At 43.7% G+C, this 21493-nt stretch carries 26 protein-coding genes; 3 read left to right on the top strand and 23 right to left on the bottom strand.

The annotated features are described in order from the left end of the window. Positions 1-3 precede the first annotated feature (3 nt). Positions 4-2451 carry a tetratricopeptide repeat protein gene (locus NHB34_RS00650; protein WP_353427633.1) on the top strand — a complete coding sequence of 816 codons (2448 nt, stop codon included), beginning with the start codon at positions 4-6 and terminating at the stop codon, positions 2449-2451. A 118-nt stretch (positions 2452-2569) separates the two neighbouring features. Here the strand turns inward: NHB34_RS00650 and NHB34_RS00645 are convergent, their stop codons facing one another. Next, positions 2570-3820: a porin gene (locus NHB34_RS00645; RefSeq protein ID WP_353427631.1), complete on the bottom strand. Its 1251-nt coding sequence runs from the start codon at positions 3818-3820 to the stop codon at positions 2570-2572. A gap of 208 nt (positions 3821-4028) precedes the next feature. Between NHB34_RS00645 and NHB34_RS00640 the strand changes: the two genes are divergently transcribed. Next, positions 4029-5501 carry a sel1 repeat family protein gene (locus tag NHB34_RS00640; protein ID WP_353427630.1) on the top strand — a complete coding sequence of 491 codons (1473 nt, stop codon included), beginning with the start codon at positions 4029-4031 and terminating at the stop codon, positions 5499-5501. Positions 5502-5506: 5 nt separating this feature from the next. Here the strand turns inward: NHB34_RS00640 and tatC are convergent, their stop codons facing one another. From tatC to hisB, 10 genes are read right to left on the bottom strand one after another with little or no spacing between them, the layout of a single operon-like run. After that, entirely contained in the window at positions 5507-6277 is a 771-nt protein-coding gene (tatC, locus tag NHB34_RS00635; RefSeq protein WP_353427629.1) for a twin-arginine translocase subunit TatC, read from the bottom strand. 29 nt (positions 6278-6306) lie between these two features. Beyond that, positions 6307-6783: a Sec-independent protein translocase protein TatB gene (gene tatB, locus NHB34_RS00630; RefSeq protein WP_353427628.1), complete on the bottom strand. Its 477-nt coding sequence runs from the start codon at positions 6781-6783 to the stop codon at positions 6307-6309. A gap of 55 nt (positions 6784-6838) precedes the next feature. Next, a complete protein-coding gene (tatA, locus tag NHB34_RS00625; protein WP_353427627.1) occupies positions 6839-7060 on the bottom strand; it encodes a Sec-independent protein translocase subunit TatA in 222 nt (73 codons plus the stop codon). A 36-nt stretch (positions 7061-7096) separates the two neighbouring features. Further along, positions 7097-7453 carry a histidine triad nucleotide-binding protein gene (locus NHB34_RS00620; protein WP_353427626.1) on the bottom strand — a complete coding sequence of 119 codons (357 nt, stop codon included), beginning with the start codon at positions 7451-7453 and terminating at the stop codon, positions 7097-7099. Positions 7454-7468: 15 nt separating this feature from the next. Further along, the gene (locus tag NHB34_RS00615; RefSeq protein ID WP_353427625.1) at positions 7469-7870 is read right to left on the bottom strand and encodes a phosphoribosyl-ATP diphosphatase; all 402 of its coding nucleotides are present in this window, start codon (positions 7868-7870) and stop codon (positions 7469-7471) included. A 47-nt stretch (positions 7871-7917) separates the two neighbouring features. Further along, complete coding sequence (gene hisI, locus NHB34_RS00610) at positions 7918-8334, bottom strand: phosphoribosyl-AMP cyclohydrolase (protein WP_353427623.1); 417 nt, start codon at positions 8332-8334, stop codon at positions 7918-7920. Between the two features lie 50 nt (positions 8335-8384). After that, positions 8385-9143 (bottom strand): imidazole glycerol phosphate synthase subunit HisF, encoded by a 759-nt coding sequence (gene hisF, locus NHB34_RS00605; RefSeq protein WP_353427621.1) that lies wholly within the window; start codon positions 9141-9143, stop codon positions 8385-8387. Beyond that, the gene (gene hisA / locus NHB34_RS00600; RefSeq protein WP_353427619.1) at positions 9143-9904 is read right to left on the bottom strand and encodes a 1-(5-phosphoribosyl)-5-[(5-phosphoribosylamino)methylideneamino]imidazole-4-carboxamide isomerase; all 762 of its coding nucleotides are present in this window, start codon (positions 9902-9904) and stop codon (positions 9143-9145) included. The genes hisF and hisA overlap by 1 nt, the downstream gene beginning before the upstream one ends. Before the next feature lie 29 nt (positions 9905-9933). Further along, positions 9934-10590 carry an imidazole glycerol phosphate synthase subunit HisH gene (gene hisH / locus NHB34_RS00595; protein ID WP_353427617.1) on the bottom strand — a complete coding sequence of 219 codons (657 nt, stop codon included), beginning with the start codon at positions 10588-10590 and terminating at the stop codon, positions 9934-9936. A gap of 47 nt (positions 10591-10637) precedes the next feature. Further along, the gene (gene hisB / locus NHB34_RS00590) at positions 10638-11225 is read right to left on the bottom strand and encodes an imidazoleglycerol-phosphate dehydratase HisB (protein WP_353427615.1); all 588 of its coding nucleotides are present in this window, start codon (positions 11223-11225) and stop codon (positions 10638-10640) included. 116 nt (positions 11226-11341) lie between these two features. Here hisB and hisC point away from each other — a divergent pair, with 116 nt between their 5' ends. Further along, a complete protein-coding gene (hisC, locus tag NHB34_RS00585) occupies positions 11342-12409 on the top strand; it encodes a histidinol-phosphate transaminase (protein ID WP_353427613.1) in 1068 nt (355 codons plus the stop codon). 30 nt (positions 12410-12439) lie between these two features. On the opposite strand, the gene hisD is transcribed toward hisC, so the two are convergent. The 12 genes from hisD to NHB34_RS00525 are packed head-to-tail and all read right to left on the bottom strand — an operon-like array spanning position 12440 to position 21491. After that, positions 12440-13762: a histidinol dehydrogenase gene (gene hisD / locus NHB34_RS00580; protein WP_353427611.1), complete on the bottom strand. Its 1323-nt coding sequence runs from the start codon at positions 13760-13762 to the stop codon at positions 12440-12442. A 6-nt stretch (positions 13763-13768) separates the two neighbouring features. Then, complete coding sequence (hisG, locus tag NHB34_RS00575) at positions 13769-14395, bottom strand: ATP phosphoribosyltransferase (RefSeq protein WP_353427609.1); 627 nt, start codon at positions 14393-14395, stop codon at positions 13769-13771. Between the two features lie 31 nt (positions 14396-14426). After that, positions 14427-15701: a UDP-N-acetylglucosamine 1-carboxyvinyltransferase gene (gene murA / locus NHB34_RS00570; protein ID WP_353427607.1), complete on the bottom strand. Its 1275-nt coding sequence runs from the start codon at positions 15699-15701 to the stop codon at positions 14427-14429. Positions 15702-15753: 52 nt separating this feature from the next. Continuing rightward, on the bottom strand, positions 15754-16002 hold the full coding sequence (locus NHB34_RS00565) for a BolA family protein (protein WP_353427605.1): 249 nt from the start codon (positions 16000-16002) through the stop codon (positions 15754-15756). Between the two features lie 23 nt (positions 16003-16025). Beyond that, complete coding sequence (locus NHB34_RS00560; RefSeq protein ID WP_353427603.1) at positions 16026-16835, bottom strand: ABC transporter permease; 810 nt, start codon at positions 16833-16835, stop codon at positions 16026-16028. Then, complete coding sequence (locus tag NHB34_RS00555) at positions 16832-17584, bottom strand: ABC transporter ATP-binding protein (protein ID WP_353427601.1); 753 nt, start codon at positions 17582-17584, stop codon at positions 16832-16834. The genes NHB34_RS00560 and NHB34_RS00555 overlap by 4 nt, the downstream gene beginning before the upstream one ends. Positions 17585-17607: 23 nt before the next feature. Next, a complete protein-coding gene (locus tag NHB34_RS00550; RefSeq protein ID WP_353427599.1) occupies positions 17608-17865 on the bottom strand; it encodes an STAS domain-containing protein in 258 nt (85 codons plus the stop codon). 15 nt (positions 17866-17880) lie between these two features. Further along, entirely contained in the window at positions 17881-18522 is a 642-nt protein-coding gene (locus NHB34_RS00545; protein WP_353427597.1) for an ABC transporter substrate-binding protein, read from the bottom strand. A gap of 58 nt (positions 18523-18580) precedes the next feature. After that, the gene (locus NHB34_RS00540) at positions 18581-19309 is read right to left on the bottom strand and encodes a VacJ family lipoprotein (protein ID WP_353427595.1); all 729 of its coding nucleotides are present in this window, start codon (positions 19307-19309) and stop codon (positions 18581-18583) included. Between the two features lie 29 nt (positions 19310-19338). Next, on the bottom strand, positions 19339-19821 hold the full coding sequence (gene mlaD, locus NHB34_RS00535; protein WP_353427593.1) for an outer membrane lipid asymmetry maintenance protein MlaD: 483 nt from the start codon (positions 19819-19821) through the stop codon (positions 19339-19341). 21 nt (positions 19822-19842) lie between these two features. Continuing rightward, a complete protein-coding gene (gene mlaE / locus NHB34_RS00530; RefSeq protein WP_353427591.1) occupies positions 19843-20643 on the bottom strand; it encodes a lipid asymmetry maintenance ABC transporter permease subunit MlaE in 801 nt (266 codons plus the stop codon). After that, positions 20643-21491: an ABC transporter ATP-binding protein gene (locus tag NHB34_RS00525; RefSeq protein ID WP_353427589.1), complete on the bottom strand. Its 849-nt coding sequence runs from the start codon at positions 21489-21491 to the stop codon at positions 20643-20645. Before NHB34_RS00525 ends, mlaE begins: the two co-directional genes overlap by 1 nt. Positions 21492-21493: the final 2 nt, after the last annotated feature.

Genomic DNA, 21493 nt, shown 5'->3' with positions numbered 1-21493 from the left:
ATTATGAGCACGCCATTGGATTCGATTTTAGGTCAGGCAATTCAGGCCTTTCAAAAAGGAGATTATGCATATGCTGAAAAGCTGCTAGAGAAGATCTTACAAGTCCAAAAAAATAATTTACCTGCACTTCACATACTTGGCTTAATTAAAGCATCTCAAGAAAATCACCTAGAAGCCTCTAAGTTCTTAAAAAAAGCTGCGGCCCTTAATCCTCAAGACGCATCACTGCAATATAACCTTGCAAAAGCATTAGCAAATTCAAACAAGCATCAAGAAGCCATACTTCATCATGAGAAGGCAACAAGACTAATGCCAGCCAACCCAGAGGCATGGGTTAATTTTGGGATGAGTTTAACCGCCCTTCATCGGCATCAAAATGCTTTGGAAGCCTTTGATAAAGCCCTTGAAATAAATCCGCAGTTTCCTGAGGCTTTATTAAATAAGGGGCTAAGCCTTAAAGCGCTAAATATTTGTGACCCGCTTCCGTTCATAGAAAATGCATTAAAACTTAAACCCAGCCTGTTTGAAGCTTGGCTTGCTAAAGGCGTCATCTTAAGAGAACAAAATCATTTAGATGAAGCTTTGACCTGCTTTGACGTTTCCCTAAAAATTAACCCAAATCACTTAAGTGCGTGGCTTGAAACCGCCCAAACACTCCAATCAAATCACCGCCTAAATGAAGCACTAAATTGTTATCACAAGGCTGCGGAGATTGACCCCAATAATGCACTATGCCACTACAAAATGGGTCATGCATTTTATGAGATCGACAATTACCCCAAAGCCATTGAGCACTTCAATGAAGCAATTCAATTAAATCCAAAATTAGTTGATATCTATGCCATAAGGGGGTTGGCCAAGGGGGAATTAAAAGAATTTGGAGAGGCTATTAAAGATCTTACTAAGGCAATAAAATTATTTCCAGATAAGCCTGCTCTCTACATTTCTCGCGGAAGCTTTTTCGAATTACAAAATCGCTTTGAATCTCAGAGTCAAACAGAGCAGGCAATTTCTGATTTCCATAAGGCTTTATCTTTGGACCCCAAAAATGCAGAGGCAAAATGGTGCCTCGCATTTTCTTGCATCCCCCCCGTAATAACCAACAATCAAGAAATAACTTCCATTCGAGCTAAATTTAACCTCGAATTGGATAATTTGGGCTCTTGGCTGAACGAAGGCAATATTCCAGATGCCTACAAGGCTGTTGGTCTCCGTCAACCATTCTTTTTGGCCTATCAAGAAATTAATAACAATCAAATAATTTCAAGGTATGGAGACATTTGTTATCGAGTTATGAGCTATTGGCAGAGCGAAAATAATCTTCTCCAAAAAAATGTATCGCCTGATTCATCACAAAAATTTAGAGTTGGGATCGTTAGTAAACACATTTTTAACCACTCCGTTTGGAACGCAATCGTTAAAGGTTTGGTTGAGAATCTTAATCATGAAGAATTTGAAATTCATATCTTTTATCTAAGTAATTTTTGCGACTCTGAAACCGAAACTGCAAAATCACTAGCCACAAGCTTTACTCAAAAAAGTGCCGCATTAATAGAATGGGCTACTGATATTAATATTGCTCAACTTGATGCGCTTATTTACCCAGAGATTGGCATGGACCCTTTAACATGTCAGTTAGCCAATCTACGCTTAAGCCCAATTCAAATTTCCCTATGGGGTCACCCTGAAACAACAGGATTACCAACGATTGATTACTACGTTTCAGCAGAAAATTTTGAGCCAGAAAATGCAGATCACAATTACAGAGAGAAACTTCTTAAACTGCCAAACCTAGGCTGCTTCTACAAAGGCTTAAATATCCCACCAAAAACCCCGGACCTACCCATGCTAGGCCTATCCTATGAAAACCCAATCCTAATTTGCCCAGGAACACATTTTAAATATGCTCCAGAGTTCGATTGGGTCTTTACGGCCATTGCCAAGCGCCTAAATAAATGTCAATTTATCTTTTTTACCAATAAAGAAAGGGCAATTTCCATTCTATTTAAGAATAGATTACAAAAAGTGTTTGAAGATGAGGGGCTAATCTTTGAAGAATATGTTCATTTCATTCCGTGGCAATCATCTGAATTGCTTTATGGACTCTTCAAGATCGCCGCTGTATTTTTAGACACTATTGGATTTTCAGGTTTTAACACTGCAATGCAGGCGATTGAGTGTGATTTACCTATTGTTACCAGAGAAGGTTTATTTATGCGGGGAAGGCTAGCCAGCGGAATACTAAAAAGAATGGGGCTTGATGAGCTTATTGCAAATGATGAGGATTGCTATATTGACTTGGTAGTAAAACTTGTCCAAGACCATAAATTCAACCAAACAATTAGACTAAAAGCGAAACAGTCAAAAGATAAACTTTTTTATGATTTGAGCCCAATTAAGGCCTTAGAGGCATTTTTAATTAATCAGATCAATAAGCTGAGATACAAATAATTATTAACGATCACAAAGAAAACTATTTTTGAGTAATTATAAAAAATAAGCCCGCTATATAAAATAGCGGGCTTATTACACCTAAATCTAACTTTTAACTAGCTACGCTAGCAACAAATTAGAAAGTGTGACGCAAACCAATCGCATAGTTGCTTGCATTAAAGCTAGATGGATTTGTTGTGTTCACAATAGAAACGTTAGATGTACCAACTTGTCCATAGATTGCATATAAGTTTGTACGCTTGCTCAACCAGTAGTTAGAGCCAACTTGCCATGAAGTTAGATTAGCTGCTGGGTTGCTAGCACCAAAGGTGGTTTCTTTACCTAAACCACCTTGTGCCCATGCTTCAATTGTTGGAGTAATGAAGCTACGAACACCAATTTGCTCACCAGTACGCTTAGCGTAGTAACCAGTATTTTGTGCTGCAGTTACTTTACGATTGATGTACTGAGCATATGCCTTCAAGATACCAAAATCATAAGTGGCAGCTGCATACCACTGGTTGTCATTTACGTTGCTACCCAAAATAGAGGATTGACCAGCACCAAACAATGCAGTGTTGTAGTTGGCAACGCTAACAGCCCCGCCATTCATATTATATGAATTTTTGGCACTAAAAGCTTGGTAGTTAACAGTAGCAAGCAACTTTTGCCATGTGTAGTCTACGCCTAAGCCCCAACCATTTTGGTTGTTTGTGCCACCAGTATAACCATTCACGCCACTCAAAGTAGTTTGAGAAGCGTTGTTGTTATTCATTACTAACTGTCCATGACCTGTGAAGCCAGCAAAATTCTCTGTATTCAAAGTCAAGGTATTTTGAGTGCGAATTGTGTATGACTCACCGGCTGAATAAGCACCACTGGTGTAGTTACCCAAGTTAGCAGCAGCAATTGAGCCGTTACCAGTACCAGATGTATAGATCATGTCTCCCAAGATGTTGTTGGTCTGACCAGCGTCAGTGGCTGCAACAGCATTGTGAAGCAATGTGTACTGGGTACCAACTGCAAAGTTACCGAGACCTTTTTTAGCCAATCCAGCAAAAGACTGGCGGTTTTCTGTAGTTGCAGAGCTCTTAAAGCCAGAAGTAGTGTCGGCTGGAGATAAGCCAAGCTCAACAGTGAAGAATGCAGAAGCTCCACCACCGAGATCTTCGGTGCCCTTGAAACCTAAACGTGAAGTAGATTCAGCGTTATTTAAAAAAGAATTTTGAGTGGTTTTTGTAACTAGACCTGTTGAACCATCAGCAACACGAGTGTTGCCACCAACATAACCAACGTCCAAAATACCGTAAACGGTTACGCTGGACTGAGCTTGAGCAGCAGATGCAAAAGCACCCAAAGCTGCAACTGCTAATAGCGATTTTTTCATTCTGTAAATCTCCATAAATTGAAAGTAATGCCCAAATAAAGCCGGGACCAATGAATTTTCCGTCCTTTGAACAATTAGACTGTGGGTTGGGGCATTTAGGAGTTCTTTTTGCTTGTCAAAAGGCAGTTTTTTGGCTTTCTTCGTTGTATCACGGCAACAAGACTCCTATTTCTTGCCTTTATTGGGTGTTGAATGACAAAATTGTCATATGGCAAGCCGCGAATTCTTAAAAATCCTTAGTTCTGCACGAACAGGTGATGTATTAGCACAACAAAAGCTAGCGGAAGCCTACCTCACGGGTATGTTCAAAACCCCGATTCAACCCTCTAATGCATTGATTTGGCTAGAAAAATCCTATTCTTCTCTCAAAGGTCAAATGTTTAGCCAGGAAAGCGTGGCGGGGAACCAAATAACTGATGTTTTAAGACAAATTGCCAACATCCCCCTTGACCAGACCTTTAATACCCCAGGATTTGGCTTTGGATGGAACATTTTGTGGGAATTATCTAAATCTTCATCAGCGCCCCCCGAAATAAATCTTCAAGCCAAATGGCAACTTGCTAGTCTGCTCATCAATCCAGTTCATCAAGAGCTGCAGAATCAAATTGGCGAATGGCTTAAAAAGAATAATGGCTTTGGCGATGGTGTTGAGTCACCCGAACTAGGTGCTTTGCAAAAAACTGCCCGCCAATTTCTGATAGATGTTGCAGAAAGCAACCAAGCTTTCGCGCAATTAGCTAAAGAGTTACTCATTAAGCTGCAACCCAAAAATGAAGCACTCTCTTCTTTGTGGAACGATTGGCTAGAAAATCAAAATGAAGCAGCGCTCATTCAAGCTGCTGAACTTGGTCTTACATCAGCAAAACTTACTCTTGGCTTACGTCTTGCCCAGCTAGACGGTGCCACAAAAAATAAATCCAATGCATCACTCAAAAAAGCCGCCTACTGGTTAGAGCTTGCTGCCAAAAATGGTGATCGAGATGCGTGGTACGCCTTGGGTGAAATTTATCGACGTCCTCAATTTTCTGGCTACAACGCCCAAGAGAGTGATCGCTGTTTTGATCGAGCTGCTGATCTTGGCCACCCTCAGGCGCAATATCGCAAAGGCGCCAATCTTTGGCGTAAGCGAGAGAAGTTAGAAGAAAAGGTGCGGGGCTTACAAGCCTCATATTGGGTTTGGCAATCCCATCAGCAAGGAATAGCTGAAGCTGAAGAACTATTGGCGAAAATTTTGAAGAGCTGTCCAAATCCCACTAAGAATGATTGGTATGAGCTTGCCCAATTTGCTGAGAGAGCAATTAGTCACCACTCCGAACATAAACTTGATGAGGGTTGGCTCATGCTTTGTCACCGCATCGTCCTCGCAAATCAATTTAACTTTAGTAAGGCAGAATTATTGTTATGTGAAGTTAGTCAATTACAGCATGAGCATTGCGTAGTTGTAGATATTCGCTGGGAGTTGCCAAAGATACTTCCAAGACTCATTCAAATAGAAACGATTCAACAACGTCGCGCCCTGCTAGCAGCTGGAAAGGTCTTCGCAAGCTCTGACCTTGAAATTGAAGGCAATTTACGCCAAAGACGTTATCGCTTTGATCAAGTTACTGACTGGCTAAGCGCCACTTTTGCTAAGAGCATTCCCAAACAAATAGACCCCGAAATTACAGAACTTGACTCTTGACTAACCTAACCGCTTACTTCTACATCCTCAGTTGATTTAGGTACATAGAGCCTGGCAATTAATAAACCTAACTCATAAAGTAATGTCATAGGCACTGCCAGCAACAATTGAGATAACACGTCTGGCGGTGTCACAATTGCCGAAATAACAAATGCGCCAACAATCACATATGGGCGTATTTCTTTTAACTTTTCCAAAGAAACCATGCCCATGCGTACTAGAACCACTACAACTACCGGCACCTCAAAAGTAATGCCAAAAGCCAAGAAGGTAGTCATTGCAAAGCTTAGGTAGTTATCGATATCAGTAGACATCTCCGCACCAAGAGGTGCGTTATAACTGGCCATGAATTTAAAGACTGTCGGGAAGACCAGGAAATAAGCGAACGCCATGCCAATAATAAAAAGGGTATAGCTACTGACCACCAATGGAAGTATCAACTTTCTTTCATGCATGTAGAGGCCAGGTGCAATAAATGCCCAAAGCTGATACATCACTACCGGCAAAGCAATCAGAAATGCAACCAACATTGTCACCTTCATGGGCACAAAAAATGATCCCGTCACATCCGTAACAATCATCTTCCCGCCTGCTGGCAAGGCTTGCAATAAGGGTTGTGCAAACAGATGAAAAATATCAGGCGCCCAATACACGAGACAAACAAAAACCGAAATAATCGCTAAGGCGGATTTCACTACGCGGTCGCGCAGTTCAAACAAATGCGATAAGAAAGATTCCTGGATTCCTGAATCTTCAGAAGAATGGTTTTCTGTCATGCGAATATTTTGTTGTTTTTGTACGCTAGTTATTTACCAGCGCTATGGTGAAAGCGCTTCATTCTGGCTGCACCTGATTGCACTCTTGTCCGAATACCAGAACTACGCTTGAACCAAACCGGTCTAGCAGCTCGCCTTACGCCCCAGCTATTGCGGCCTTGTCGCTTAGATTTACGAAGTACCTCTTTTTCATCTAAGGGGGGCTTTTCAAAGCTCGTCTCAAAAATGTCTGCTTGATCAGTTAAATTAGCATTAGCTTCGTTTGCAACTGAGTGAATACTGTTTTCAACTTCTTTTAGAGCGGAGGTACTCTCTTCGCGGAATTTTTTAAATTCCTCCATCTCCATTTGTCGATTCACTTCTGACTTAACGTCTGCCATATAGCGCTGAGCGCGCCCAAAAAGATTACCAGCCATTCGGGCGACTTTAGGCAAGCGCTCTGGACCAACCACCACCAGAGCAACTACTGCTATCAACGCAAGTTTTGAAACCCCTAAATCAATCATTTATCGCAATCAATAAGCCAATAGGAGTTTCAATTAATGCGATATGTAATAAGAATTATTTATTTACGTCTTTAGCTTGCACATCAACAGTTTTATCTGCAGTGCCAGAGCTTTGCGCAATTTGCTCTTTGGTCTCTTCGCCAGACTTCATGCCGTCTTTAAAGCCTTTAACGGCACCACCCAAGTCTTGGCCAATGTTGCGTAATTTTTTAGTACCAAAAACCAGCATCACAATGACCAAAACAATTAACCAATGCCAAATGCTAAATGAACCCATCTTTAATCTCCTTGCAATTCTTAAATATCTATTGCCTTACTTCTTCCATGGTCGGGGTCCACCCATCACATGCAAATGCAAGTGATAAACCTCTTGACCGCCATCCGCCCCGTTGTTCACCATCAACCTAAACCCACCATCTTTTCCAGGACGACAACCCTGCTCTTTAGCAAGACGGGGTGCTAATTCCATCATTCTACCTAGCAAGGGGGCATCCACGCTTTCCGCTGATTCCAGCATGGGAATGTGCTTTTTAGGAATCATTAAAAAATGAACTGGCGCCGCTGGGTTGATGTCTTTAAATGCATATATTTCTTCATCCTCATATACCTTTGAGGATGGAATCATTCCTTGAGAAATCTTACAAAACAGGCAATTTGGATCGTGACTCATGCTTTTCTTCTTGGCTTACTCTTTATTAGCCGCTTTTCTGGCAGCCTTCTCTTCAATTCCTGAAGTTCCCAAACGACGATCAAGCTCATCGATTACATCTTCGGGGCGTAACTCAAATTGAGAGAGTGCAATCAAGCAGTGAAACCATAAGTCAGCCATTTCACCAACGAAGAGTTTTTTCTGCTCTGAAGATAAATTAGAACTGCGAACATCTTTAGCAGCCATCACGGTTTCCGTGGCTTCCTCGCCAATCTTTTTCAAGATGCCATCATCGCCTTTGGAAAACAATAAAGCGGTATAGGACGTTTTTGGATCAGCTTTGCCAGCCAGGAAAGCATCTCGACGTTGATCAACCACGTCAGCCAAATGCGCCAATGCAGAATCTAAATTAGAAAGTTTATTTGCAGTACTGCTCATAAGCTCATTTTATGTCTTTTATTGCCTTGATATCTCGTTAGATACTTTTACTTTGATTCATTCACCCAAGCAGACTTGGATGAGTCCCAGCGCTGAAAAAAACAACTGTGCTGGCCAGTATGGCAAGCTATGCCATCTTTTTGCTCAACAATCAGCAAAATCGTATCTCCATCGCAGTCTAGGTGAATCTCTTTCACTTTCTGGATATGGCCAGATTCTTCACCCTTGTGCCAAAGCTTTTGTCTTGAACGTGTCCAGTACACCGCCTCACCCAATCGCAAGGTTTCTAACAAGGCGTCGCGATTCATCCAGGCCATCATCAAAATATCGTTACTGCCGAATTCTTGGGCAATAACAGGTACCAAGCCCTGTTCGTTCCAGATAACAGCGTCTAGCCATGGGCCCGCCTGAATAGATGGAGTCGGGGTAAATGCACTTTTTGGGATATTTTGGGATTGGGTCATACCTGAACTTTACAGTGAAACCCCTGAATAATGAATACTACTTCGATACTCTAAATACGCACTGGAATTCCTTGGGCAGCCATATATTCCTTTGCCTGCCCAATGGTGAACTCGCCATAATGAAAGATGCTGGCAGCTAAAACGGCATCAGCGTGACCTTTGTTAATGCCATCTACTAAATGTTGCAAATTACCGACCCCGCCAGAAGCGATGACAGGAACTGAGACAGCGTCACTTACTGCCGCAGTTAAGGCAAGGTCAAAACCATCTTTACTGCCATCACGATTCATACTGGTTAACAAAATCTCACCAGCGCCTCTTGCAGTAACTTCGCATGCCCACTCAACCACATCTTTACCTGTGGGTGTTCTGCCGCCATGGGTAAACACCTCCCAATTACCCGCCTCGGTCTGTTTAGCATCAATTGCTACAACGATGCACTGCGAGCCATAATATGCCGCAGCATCCGATACCAAATCAGGATTGGCTACTGCTGAAGAATTCATGCTGACTTTATCGGCGCCAGCATTTAGTAATCGACGCACATCAGCAACTGCACGCACACCGCCACCAACGGTTAATGGAATAAACACTTGTGAAGCTACATCTTCAATAATGTGCAAAATTAAATCACGACCATCGGATGTTGCAGTGATATCTAAGAATGTCAGCTCATCAGCACCCTGAGTGTTATAGCGTTTCGCAATTTCAACTGGATCACCAGCATCACGTAAGCCCACAAAATTAACGCCCTTAACAACTCTTCCCGCAGTCACATCAAGACAAGGAATAATTCGCTTGGTTAGCACTAGATAATTTTCTTTGCGTATTTCAGCGTTAATTCGTCGGCATACTTTTGGGCAGCTGCTAAATCTAAATCGCCTGAGTAGATTGAGCGGCCAGCAATTACGCCCATGACGCCCTCTTCTTCTGCTTTGCAGAGAGCTTCAATATCCTTGTTATTAGATAAGCCGCCGCTCGCAATCACTGGAATGCGAATCGCTTGAGCCAATTTAATCGTGGCATCAACATTGACGCCTTTGAGCATGCCATCTCGACCAATATCCGTATAGATGATTGCCTCTACACCCCAGTCTTCAAACTTTTTAGCAAGATCAATCACTTCATGACCTGTAATCTTGCTCCAGCCATCTGTAGCAACCTTTCCATCACGAGCATCTAAACCTACCATGACATGACCTGGAAATGCAGTGCAAGCATCTTGCACAAAGCCAGGGTTTTTCACCGCAGCAGTCCCAATAATCACCGTAGTCACGCCATCATCCAATAAACGCTCAATTGTTTCTAGATCACGAATACCACCGCCAAGCTGCACCGGAATCTCATCGCCCACTGCTTTCAGAATCGATTTAATTGCTGATTCATTTTTCAACTTACCAGCAAAAGCACCATTGAGATCAACTAAATGCAAACGACGTGCACCCTTGCTAATCCAGTGAGCAGCCATCGCACCAGGATCTTCAGAGAATACAGTCGCCTTATCCATGTCACCTTGTTCTAATCGAACACAGTGCCCATCTTTAAGATCTATTGCAGGTATGAGTAGCATAGTGAGACGCTAAAAAAATAATTAAACAATTAGGGTTGCCAAGTTACAAAATTTTGATAAAGCTTTAATCCGTATTCTGCACTTTTTTCTGGATGAAATTGTGTTGCAAAAATATTATCTCTTGCAACCGCGGATGTAAACCAATCACCATATTCTGTAGAACCAGCCGCATCTTCTGCACGCTGTGGCACAACATAGTAGCTGTGCACAAAATAAAAGCTTGTTAAATCTGGTATGCCATTCCAAATGGGGTGCTGACGATCTTGTCGTACTTGATTCCAGCCCATATGCGGAACTTTGAAAGCCGAGCCATCTGCCTGCTTTTTGCCGGCTAATTCAAAACGGCGCACCTCGCCAGGAATCAGGCCCAAACAAGAAGTCCATTGCTCACCAGGGCGCACTTCTGCACTTTTATCAAATAGCATTTGCTCGCCTACACAGACACCCAATAAAGGCTTGGCTTTTGATGCTTCTAATAAAGCCTCTAAAAGGCCTGACTCTTCAAGATGCTTCATGCAATCTGGCATGGCCCCCTGTCCAGGCAAGACCACACGATCAGCATTGCGAATTTCCTCTGGCTTGTGCGCAATTAATACATTCTCATCAGGCGCTACATGATGAAATGCCTGATATACGGAACGGAGATTGCCCATTCCATAATCAACGATCGCAATGGTTTGCGCCAAAATTAGCCTATCTTTTGCACTGATCTAAGAAGAAGCAAAAATCGAGATTAAAGACTTCCCTTGGTTGAAGGAACCGCGCCAGATGCCCGTGGATCTATAGTCAAAGCCATGCGCAAGGCGCGACCAAAGGCTTTAAAGACTGTCTCAATTTGGTGGTGAGCATTTATGCCTCGCAAATTATCAATATGCAAAGTCACCCCCGCATGGTTCACAAAACCACGAAAGAACTCAATACTGAGATCAACATCAAATTCGCCTACACGTGCCCGTGTGAAAGGCACATTAAATTCCAAGCCAGGACGACCAGAAAAGTCGATCACTACACGAGATAGGGTTTCATCCAAAGGGACATAAGAATGGCCGTAACGGGTAATTCCCGCTTTATCGCCAACTGCCTTGGCAAAAGCCTGCCCTAAAGTGATACCCACATCTTCAACAGTGTGATGATCATCAATATGGGTGTCGCCTTGGGCAACCACTTTGAGGTCGATCATGCCATGACGCGCAATTTGATCAAGCATATGATCTAAGAAGGGTACACCTGAGGCCAGCTCAGCTTTACCAGTACCATCCAAATTGATGGAAATTTGTATTTTGGTTTCCGAAGTATTTCGGGTAACGTCGGCTTGCCGCATGCTTCATTACGCCGCGAGGCGAAGTGTTGATTGAAGCCTCATAATATCATTCCTAGAAGATATTGAAATACAGATAAGCCTTTGCCAAATTATTAAAAATTAAGTTGACTATCCCCATGAGCCGTTTTTGGAGCCCCGTTGTGCAAACTTTAACCCCTTATGTCCCAGGGGAGCAGCCGCAAATGCAGCGACTAGTCAAGCTCAATACCAATGAGAGTCCATATGGGCCATCTCCAAAGGCACTTTCTGCGATTAGTCAGCAAACAACTGAGGATTTACGCCTTTATCCTGATCCAGAGGGTACAGCCTTAAAACAAGCTATCGCTAAATTGCATGGCCTAAACCCAAATCAGGTTTTTTTAGGGAATGGCTCAGATGAGGTGCTGGCTCACGTTTTTGCTGGGCTTCTTAAACAGAGTAAGCCAGTTCATTTCCCCGACATAACTTACAGTTTCTATCCGGTTTACTGCAAACTTTTTGGAATCGATTACAAAACTATTCCCTTGGGGAGAGATTTTGAAATCAATCTCAATGACTACATGACCCCAAATGGCGGGGTGATTTTCCCAAATCCGAATGCGCCAACTGGTCGATCTATTGGTCGCTCAGAAATTGAAAGATTACTTAATAAAAATAAAGATTCTGTTTTGATCATCGATGAAGCCTATGTTGATTACGGAACAGAATCTTGCATCCCATTATTACGCGGCGCTAACTGCCCAGAAAATCTACTCGTAGTACACACGCTCTCTAAATCAAGGGCACTAGCTGGACTGCGCGTGGGATTTGCAGTGGGTCACCCAACTCTTATTGAAGGACTTGAGCGCGTTAAGAACAGTTTTAACTCTTATCCACTGGGGCGCTTGGCTCAGGCTGGCGCCATTGCCGCAATTGAAGATCAAGAGCACCTAGAGGAAACTAGCGCCAAGGTAATCCAGACTCGCACTAAATTAATTGAGCAATTAAATGCATTGGGATTTGATACGCTTCCATCAACGGCAAATTTTATTTTTACTCGCCACCCCAAATATGCTGGTCAAAAGCTATATCAGGCCTTGCGAGATCGCGGCATTATTGTGCGCCACTTTAAGTCGCTCCGCATTGAAGAGTTTTTGCGCATTACCATTGGCACAGATCAACAAAGTGGCGAACTCGTTGCCGCTCTAAAAGAAATTCTTGCGTAATTTTTATCGCTTATTTTTGCTTAAGTAAGTTTATTTCTTAAGGCGCATTTCGGCTGCGCGTGCGTGCGCTTGTAAACCTTCGCCATGCGCAAGCGTGCTTGCCACCTGACCTAAAGTTTGAGCACCAGCTTCGCTTACCTCAATCATGCTTGAGCGCTTAATAAAGTCATAAACGCCAAGCGGAGATGAGAAGCGAGCAGTACGTGCTGTGGGCAATACATGATTAGGACCCGCACAGTAATCACCAAGAGATTCACTGGTGAAGTTGCCCATAAAAATCGCGCCTGCATGACGGATTTTCTCAGCCCACTTTCGCTGATCAACGGCGCAGATTTCCAAATGTTCAGCCGCAATAGCATTGGCGATATCGCAGGCCTGCGCCATATCCTTTACCTGAATTAACAGAGCGCGATTGGCTAGCGAAACGGCAATCACTTTAGCTCGGGGCATTTCTGGCAGCAATCGATTAATGCTGGCTTGCACTTGCTCAATAAAGACCGCATCAGGGCATAACAAAATGGATTGTGCTTGCTCATCATGCTCTGCCTGAGAGAACAGATCCATAGCCACCCAATCAGGGTTGGTAGACCCATCACATAAAACCAAAATTTCTGAAGGGCCGGCAATCATGTCGATGCCCACCGTGCCAAATACTCTGCGCTTAGCAGCAGCAACATAAGCGTTGCCTGGACCAACAATCTTATCTACAGATGGAATGGTCTTGGTACCGTAAGCCAATGCGCCGACGGCTTGAGCGCCGCCAATCGTAAATACTCGATCAACACCAGCTAGATATGCAGCCGCCAACACCAAAGGATTGCGTGCGCCATCTGGGGTGGGCACCACCATGATGACTTCAGCAACTCCAGCCACCTTCGCAGGGATTGCATTCATCAAAACGGATGAAGGGTATGCGGCTTTACCCCCGGGAACATAAATCCCGACGCGGTCTAATGGAGTTACTTTTTGGCCAAGCTTGGTGCCGTCAGCCTCTTCGTATTCCCATGAATGACAACCCGTCTCCATTTTTTGACGCTCGTGATAGGCGCGTACTCGCTTCGCAGCAATATCTAAAGCATCTTTTTGCTCAGTTGATAGCTCTTGATAAGCTTTCTCTAAATCGCTCCGAGAAATCTCGAGCTCAGCAACGCTGGCAATATTGAGTCGATCAAATTGCTTGGTGAATTCTAGAACCGCGTTGTCGCCTCGTTCTTTTACGGCTGACAATATATTCACTACAGCGGCATCTATGGCCGCATCATCGGCCATCGGCAAAGAAAGACTGGATAGCAGGGTTTCTTTAAAACCTGCATCACTACTATTGAGTCGCTTGACCTGAACTTGAGATGACATTGAAACTTATTTCAATAAATCAAAAATTGGTTGTAACTGAGCACGCTTACGCTTATATGAGGCTTGATTCACTACCAAGCGAGCGCTGATATCTGCAATCGGCTCTACTTCAACTAAGCCGTTAGCTTTGAGCGTATTACCAGTAGAAACGAGATCCACAATCGCATCAGCCATCCCAACCAATGGGGCAAGTTCCATCGAGCCATATAGCTGAATAGTGTCGATGTGCACACCCTTGTTAGCAAAGTGATCGCACGCGCAGTTGACATACTTAGTTGCTACCTTGAGACGCGAACCTTGTTTTACTGCTGCAACATAATCAAAACCATCACGTACTGCTACAGACATACGGCACTTTGCAATGTTTAAGTCAAAAGGAACATATAAACCATCTGTGCCCTTTTCCATCAAAACATCCAAGCCGGCTACACCAAAATCAGCACCACCAAATTGCACATAAGTTGGCACATCTGATGCGCGCACAATAATTAAACGCACATCAGGGTTTGATGTTTCAATAATGAGCTTGCGAGACTTTTCTGGATCCTCTTTTGGCACAATGCCAACCTTAGATAGGATCTCAGCAGTTTCTTCGAAGATACGCCCCTTTGAGAGGGCCAAAGTCAATTTCATGACTCAATTATCTCCTAGTTACTCAAGTAAGTTACTTGACCCGCTCAATATTAGCGCCCAAAAGGGTTAACTTTTGCTCCATACGGTCATAGCCACGATCTAGATGATAAATCCGGTCTACCTGCGTCTCACCCTGAGCGGTAAGACCCGCAATCACCAAGCTGGCAGAAGCGCGCAGGTCAGTCGCCATCACAGTTGCACCCGAGAGCCTTTCAACACCTTGCGCAATTGCCGTATTGCCCTCAATAGCAATATCCGCACCCAAACGATTAAGTTCTTGAACATGCATAAAGCGATTCTCAAAAATCGTCTCGGTAATCGTTGAATTGCCAGCTGCTACGGCATTGACTGCCATTAACTGTGCCTGCATATCTGTTGGAAATGCTGGATATTCTGAAGTGCGAAAGCTAACCGCTTTAGGACGCTCATGCATAGAAGCTTTAATCCAATCAGATCCAACTTCCATTTTTAGACCGGCTTCCTTTAGCTTCACGATGACCGCATCTAAAGTATCCGGGCGACATTCTTTAACAAGCACCTCACCACCAGCCGCCGCTACGGCACATAAAAATGTTCCTGCTTCAATACGATCTGGAATGACTGAGTGTTCGGCGCCGTGTAATTTTTCAACGCCCTCAATAACCAAGCGATCACTTCCGATCCCTGAAATTTTTGCGCCCATCTTGCCAAGTAATTCTGCGAGATCACCTACTTCTGGCTCACGAGCCGCATTCTCAAGAATCGTTGTGCCAGAAGCTAAGGTAGCGGCCATTAATAAATTCTCTGTACCCGTAACGGTAATCATGTCGGTCAGAATGGACGCGCCTTTGAGGCGATCCGTTGGGGGCTTTGTTTCTGCCTGGATATAACCACTCTTAATCTTGATGCTGGCACCCATGGCTTTTAAGCCTTTGATGTGCTGGTCTACGGGGCGCGCACCAATCGCACAGCCACCTGGCAATGACACCTTAGCGCTATGCATTCTTGCAAGTAGTGGGCCCAAAACCAAGATAGAAGCACGCATGGTTTTGACCATCTCATAGGTTGCTTCAGAGCTCTTAATCACTGCCGCATTCAAAACAATATGGCTGCGATCTGTTACGTCCGGAAAACTCACGGTCACGCCAATTTCCTGAAGAAGTTTTAGCATCGTGCGCACATCCTGAAGATCTGGAACATTACGCAAAACAACAGGTTGATCAGTTAACAAGCAAGCACACAAAATTGGCAAGGCGGCATTTTTTGCACCGGCAATTTTGACTTCGCCCTTCAGCGGAGTCCCGCCTACCATCCGTAATTTATCCATTAAATAATTCCAGTAAAAACTTTAGTGAGTTTGCTTAATTAAATTTGATTTGTTATGCCGAGGGGTTCTGTGCAAACTCTTCTGGAGTAAATGCCTTAATTGACAAAGCATGAACTTCGGCCTTCATGCGATCACCCATGGCTGCATAAACTAACTGATGACGCTGTACTAAACGCTTACCCTCAAACTCTGGGCTCACGATCGTTGCAAAAAAATGTTGTCCGTCACCCTCAACCTGAATATGGGCGCATTGAATACCTTGCTTGATATAGCTCTCAATTTGTTCTGGGGCTGGCAACATACTTCTCTCCTAATAAAACATGATTAATGGCGGAGCTTATAGCCCTTTTGCAATAGGCGCAAGGCAATGGCTGATACCGCCACAAAGAAACAAAACACAATTGCTAGGCTAGTCCAAGGCGATACATCTGAGACACCAAAGAAGCCAAAACGAAAGCCATCAATCATATAAAAGAAAGGGTTGAAATGTGACACTACTTGCCACGCCGCTGGTAGAGAATGAATCGAATAAAAAACCCCAGATAACATCGTCGCTGGCATGATGATGAAGTTTTGGAATGCGGCTAATTGATCAAATTTATCGGCCAAAATTCCTGCAATTAAACCAAGACTTCCTAAGATAGCAGCACCTAAAAAGGCAAACACCAAAATCCAAATGGGCGACTCTAGCGTGGGGACGTTGAACCAAAGCGTAATCAGCAGTACGCCAAGACCAACAACGATACCCCGAAAAACAGCCGCCAGAATATAAGCCGTATAAAACTCAAAGTGACTGAGCGGGGCTAGTAAAACGAACACGAGGTTGCCCGTTATCTTGGATTGGATAAGAGATGATGAGGTGTTTGCAAATGCATTTTGCAAGACACTCATCATGACTAAACCGGGTATCAAAAAGGCTGTGTAACTTAAGCGCCCATACACTTCTTTACCCTCAAGCACATGACCAAAGATCATAAGATACAGAATGGCGGTTAACACAGGTGCAGCGACAGTCTGAAACGCCACTTTATAGAAACGCTTTATCTCTTTACGCAATAAAGTAGGAAAGCCGCTGCCATACTCCAAAGTTGGTTTATTCAAGACTTGGCGCTGCTCTTTTTTTATTGAACTCATTGAGCGCTTCCCGACATAATGTTCACAAAAACATCTTCGAGATCAGTTTTGCCTTCGCCATCTTTTTTGGTTGAGCCATATCGGGTCAATAAGTTGGCAGTAGTATCTAATGCAACAATCTTGCCCTGTTTTAGCATAGCAATGCGCTTACAGAGTGCTTCGGCTTCTTCTAAATAATGTGTGGTCAAGACAATCGTGTGACCATCTTGATTTAATCTGCTAATAAATTGCCACAAAGATTGGCGTAACTCTACGTCTACACCAGCAGTTGGCTCGTCCAAAATAATGACGGGCGGTCTATGAACTAAGGCTTGAGCCACCAATACCCGGCGCTTCATACCACCAGACAAAGCGCGCATATTACTATCAGCCTTCCCTGTGAGATCCAGGCTAGCCATGATTTCATCAATCCAGGCATCGTTATTACGAATACCGAAATAACCAGACTGAAAGCGCAAAGTTTCGCGAACGGTAAAGAAGGGATCGAAAACCAGTTCTTGTGGAACAACACCCAACATTCGACGTGCATCACGAAAGGATTTTTGAACATCAGCGCCTAAGATCGATGCATGACCTTTATCAGCTTTAACTAAGCCCGCCAATATTGAAATTAAGGTGGTCTTACCAGCACCATTCGGACCAAGAAGACCGAAGAACTCGCCTGGCTCAATGATCAAAGACACATCATTTAATGCTTGTAGAGCTCCGTAGTGTTTTGAGATTTGCTGAATCAATATTGCTGAATGCATGTTATTGCTTACTCTTACCTTACTTAAATCCCTAGCAGGGCAGAAACGCCATACACCTTGGCCAACACTTTTAGTTTTTCTGGGGCACGCTCAATAAATAAAGATTGCTTATCTTCTTTTAACTTATTTCGCCAAGCCAGAAGAACGGCTAAAACAGTAGAGTCAAAATCCTTCAACCGAGAGCAATCAACAGTAGTGAGACTTTTGAGATGACGTAATCCCTCTATCTCCAGCTGAGTTGCTGTTTTTTGCGTAACAGTAGCGGGCAATTGGAAAGACATCTTTAAACGATTGGATTAATTCGCTGGCTTAGCGCTTGCTAACTGCTTATTACGATCTTGCAAGAATTTCACAAGACCCTCGATACCATTTTGGCTAATTTGATTGGCGAATTGATTGCGATATGCCTCAACCAACCAAACACCCATAATGTTCATGTCATATACCTTCCAGCCTTTGTCGGTCTTCTCTAGGCGGTAATCTAAAGGAACTGGATCGCCACGACCCAGAACTACAGTTTTCACAACTACTTCCTTGTCGTCTGGAGCGGCTCGCAGAGTCTTAAATTGAACCGTCTGATCACGCAGCTGACTCAATGCACCTGAGTAAGTGCGAATTAATAGATTTTTAAATTCCGTGGTGAGTTGAGCTTGTTGCTCTGAGCTTGCTTTTTTCCAATTCGGGCCCATTGCCATTTCAGTGGTACGGCGCATATCGGTGTAGGGAACAATTTTCTTTTCGACTAAATCGACAATTTTAGGAATACTGCCCTTCTGAATTTCTGGATCCGCCTTCACCGAAGCCATCACATCAGTAACGACCATCTTAATCAGCGCATCAGGAGTCGTGGCCGCATCAGGAGTTTGCGCAAATGAGGCTCCTGAAAACAAAAAGATGTTTAGTGCAAAAAATAGTGAAACTACTTTGACATTTTTCATGGGAACTATCTTTCAACTCACTTAATGAAGTCTTATTTTAGACGCTTGAGCAATTTGCTTACTCATAAGGATTTTCATAAACAGGCATTTGCGGCTCTTCATCATCACGACCTTCGTTGATTTGATACTGACGCCTCTGAATATACGCATCCCGCATAAAGCTGTATTTATCAATTGCAGCGCCATCCAATAAATCACCTGCCTCGTAATAAGTATTACGGGCATTGACCACACGCAATCCTGTAATACTGTTACGTAAAGCGACGTCTGGAAGTAATCTAAACAAATAATCTGACTCTAAGTCGGCAACAGTACCAAAGGTATCCCGTACATTGCTTGGCCCAAAAAATGGAAGAACTACATATGGGCCAGCTGGAACACCCCATACACCCAGCGTTTGACCCCAGTCTTCTTTGTGTTTATCAAGACCGCCAGGAGTAGCTAAATCCAATAAACCACCAAGCCCCATCGTGGTGTTCACCGCAACTCGCATAAAGTCATTAAAAGCGTAGCCAGGTTTGCCTTGTAACAAATTAAACAGCGCCGTGTAAATATCGTTGTAGTTACTAAAGAAGTTATAAATGCCCTCGCGCACAAACTCAGGCAATACAAATCGATATCCAGCAACAACGGGCTTCAACAAATAGGCATCCAAACCTTCATTGAATTCAAACACGGATCGATTGAACGGCTCCCAAGGATCTTGGGGGGAAGGCTCTACTCCAGCAGGAATAGAAGCGCAACCAACCAGCACGGTCGCCATGCAAAGCAAGAGAAAACGTTTCATCTTGTTTATCAGGCTAGGCACTAAAAGCATTATTTTGTTGCGCTTTTGTCTTGGCCGCTGTCAGCCGCTTTGTTATACAAAAATTGACTAATTAAACTTTCCAAAACTATTGCAGACTGAGTTTGGGTAATTTTTTCACCGTTAGCCAACATGTCATCAGACCCACCAGCCTCAAGCCCAATGTACTGCTCACCCAATAGTCCTGATGTCAAAATCTTGGCAGAAGAATCCTTTGGAAACTTATAAGCATCTTCGATCGTCATGACAACCGTTGCTTGATATGTTTTGTCGTCAAAGGAAATATTAGCGATACGCCCAACGACCACACCAGCACTCTTAACGGGTGCACGGGGCTTTAAACCGCCAATATTGTCAAAACGCGCAGAAATTTTATATGTTGGCGCAAAGGAAACGGCATTCATATTGCCCACCTTCAATGCCAGAAATAATGCAGCCAACAATCCAATGGCAACAAAAATTCCAACCCAGATATCAATTGCGCTTTTTTTCATAAGAGCCCCAGTTTATTCTTTCTAATTCGAGAACATCATCGCGGTTAACAGGAAATCTAATGCCAATACCGATAAAGATGAAATCACCACAGTACGTGTTGTTGCCTGCGAAACACCCTCTGGTGTTGGCTTAGCTTCATAGCCCTGATAAAGAGCAATAAAAGTTACCGCCACACCAAATACCAAACTTTTAATCAGGCCGTTACCAATGTCAGAGAAGAGATCTACGCCGCCCTGCATCTGAGACCAGAATGCGCCAGAATCCACGCCTATGAGCGGAACCCCAACAAAATAACCTCCGAGTACGCCCACTGCAGTAAATATGGTGGCCAAAATTGGCATGGAAATAATGCCCGCCCAAAGCCTTGGTGCAATCACTCGACCCAAAGGATCAACCGCCATCATTTCCATAGCGCTCAACTGCTCACCCGCTTTCATTAGACCAATCTCGGCGGTTAAAGATGTTCCAGCGCGGCCTGCAAACAATAAAGCAGTGATCACTGGACCCAACTCTCGAGTGAGTGATAAAGCAACTAACAAGCCCAGCGCCTGTTCAGAGCCATAACGATTTAAGGTGTAGTAGCCCTGCAAACCCAATACAAAGCCAACAAATAAACCAGAGACTGCAATGATGACAAATGAGTGATTGCCAACAAACAAAATTTGGTCGACCACCAAACGTGGTCTCTTTAATAAAAAGCCCGAGCGCCAAATCACTGCTGCAAACATGCGCGCTGACAAACCAAGGCTACTTAAATTACGACGAATGAAAAAACCAAGGTCACCAAATATATTGAGAAGTGAGGTTACTAAAGCAGTCATCAAGATCTCACTCCAAAATCTTCTTCCAGGCTTTGTCCTGGATAATGAAATGGTACTGGACCATCTGGTGCAGCATCCAAAAACTGCCTTACAAAAGGATCTGCGGATTGGCTTAACTCGGTTGGCGTGCCTTGCGCACCAATTTTTCCATTCGCAATAAAGTACACATAATCTGCAATCTCAAATGTCTCTTCAACATCATGAGTTACCAATAAACTCGTGGCTCCCAGAGCGCTATTCAAGTCCCGAATCAAGCGTGCTGTAATCCCTAAAGAGATGGGGTCTAGACCAGCAAAAGGCTCATCATACATGATGAGTGGTGGATCTAGCGCGATGGCTCTAGCAAGTGCAACACGTCTTGCCATGCCTCCAGAAATTTGTGATGGCATTAAATCTCGTGCACCACGCAAACCTACAGCATTAAGCTTCATCAACACGAGATCGCGCAAAAGCTCTTCGCTTAAATTGGTATGTTCACGCAATGGAAACGCAACGTTTTCAAAAACACTTAAGTCAGTAAATAAAGCACCGAACTGAAAGAGCATTCCCATGCGACGACGTGCAGCCATTAATTCATCGCTACTCATCTTGCCTACATCTTGACCCTCAAATAGCACTTGTCCTGACTGCGCAGAAAACTGTCCACCAATTAAACGGAGGATGGTGGTTTTGCCACAGCCCGAGCCGCCCATCACAGCAACTACTTGGCCGCGCCGGAACTCCATATTGAGACCCGACAAAATTTGTCTCTCGCTAGGCGCATAGGAAAAGTCGACGTCTTTAATAGAGACGACCACTTCACCTAGGGATTTATTAACATCCAATGCGCTTGGTTGATGACTATTCATAT

Origin of the sequence: Polynucleobacter sp. MWH-UH19D, from assembly GCF_040409795.1 — a bacterium.
Classification (GTDB): Bacteria; Pseudomonadota; Gammaproteobacteria; order Burkholderiales; family Burkholderiaceae; genus Polynucleobacter.
The sequence above is the reverse complement of the archived record's forward strand: the minus strand, read 5'-3'. Positions and strand labels throughout refer to the sequence as shown.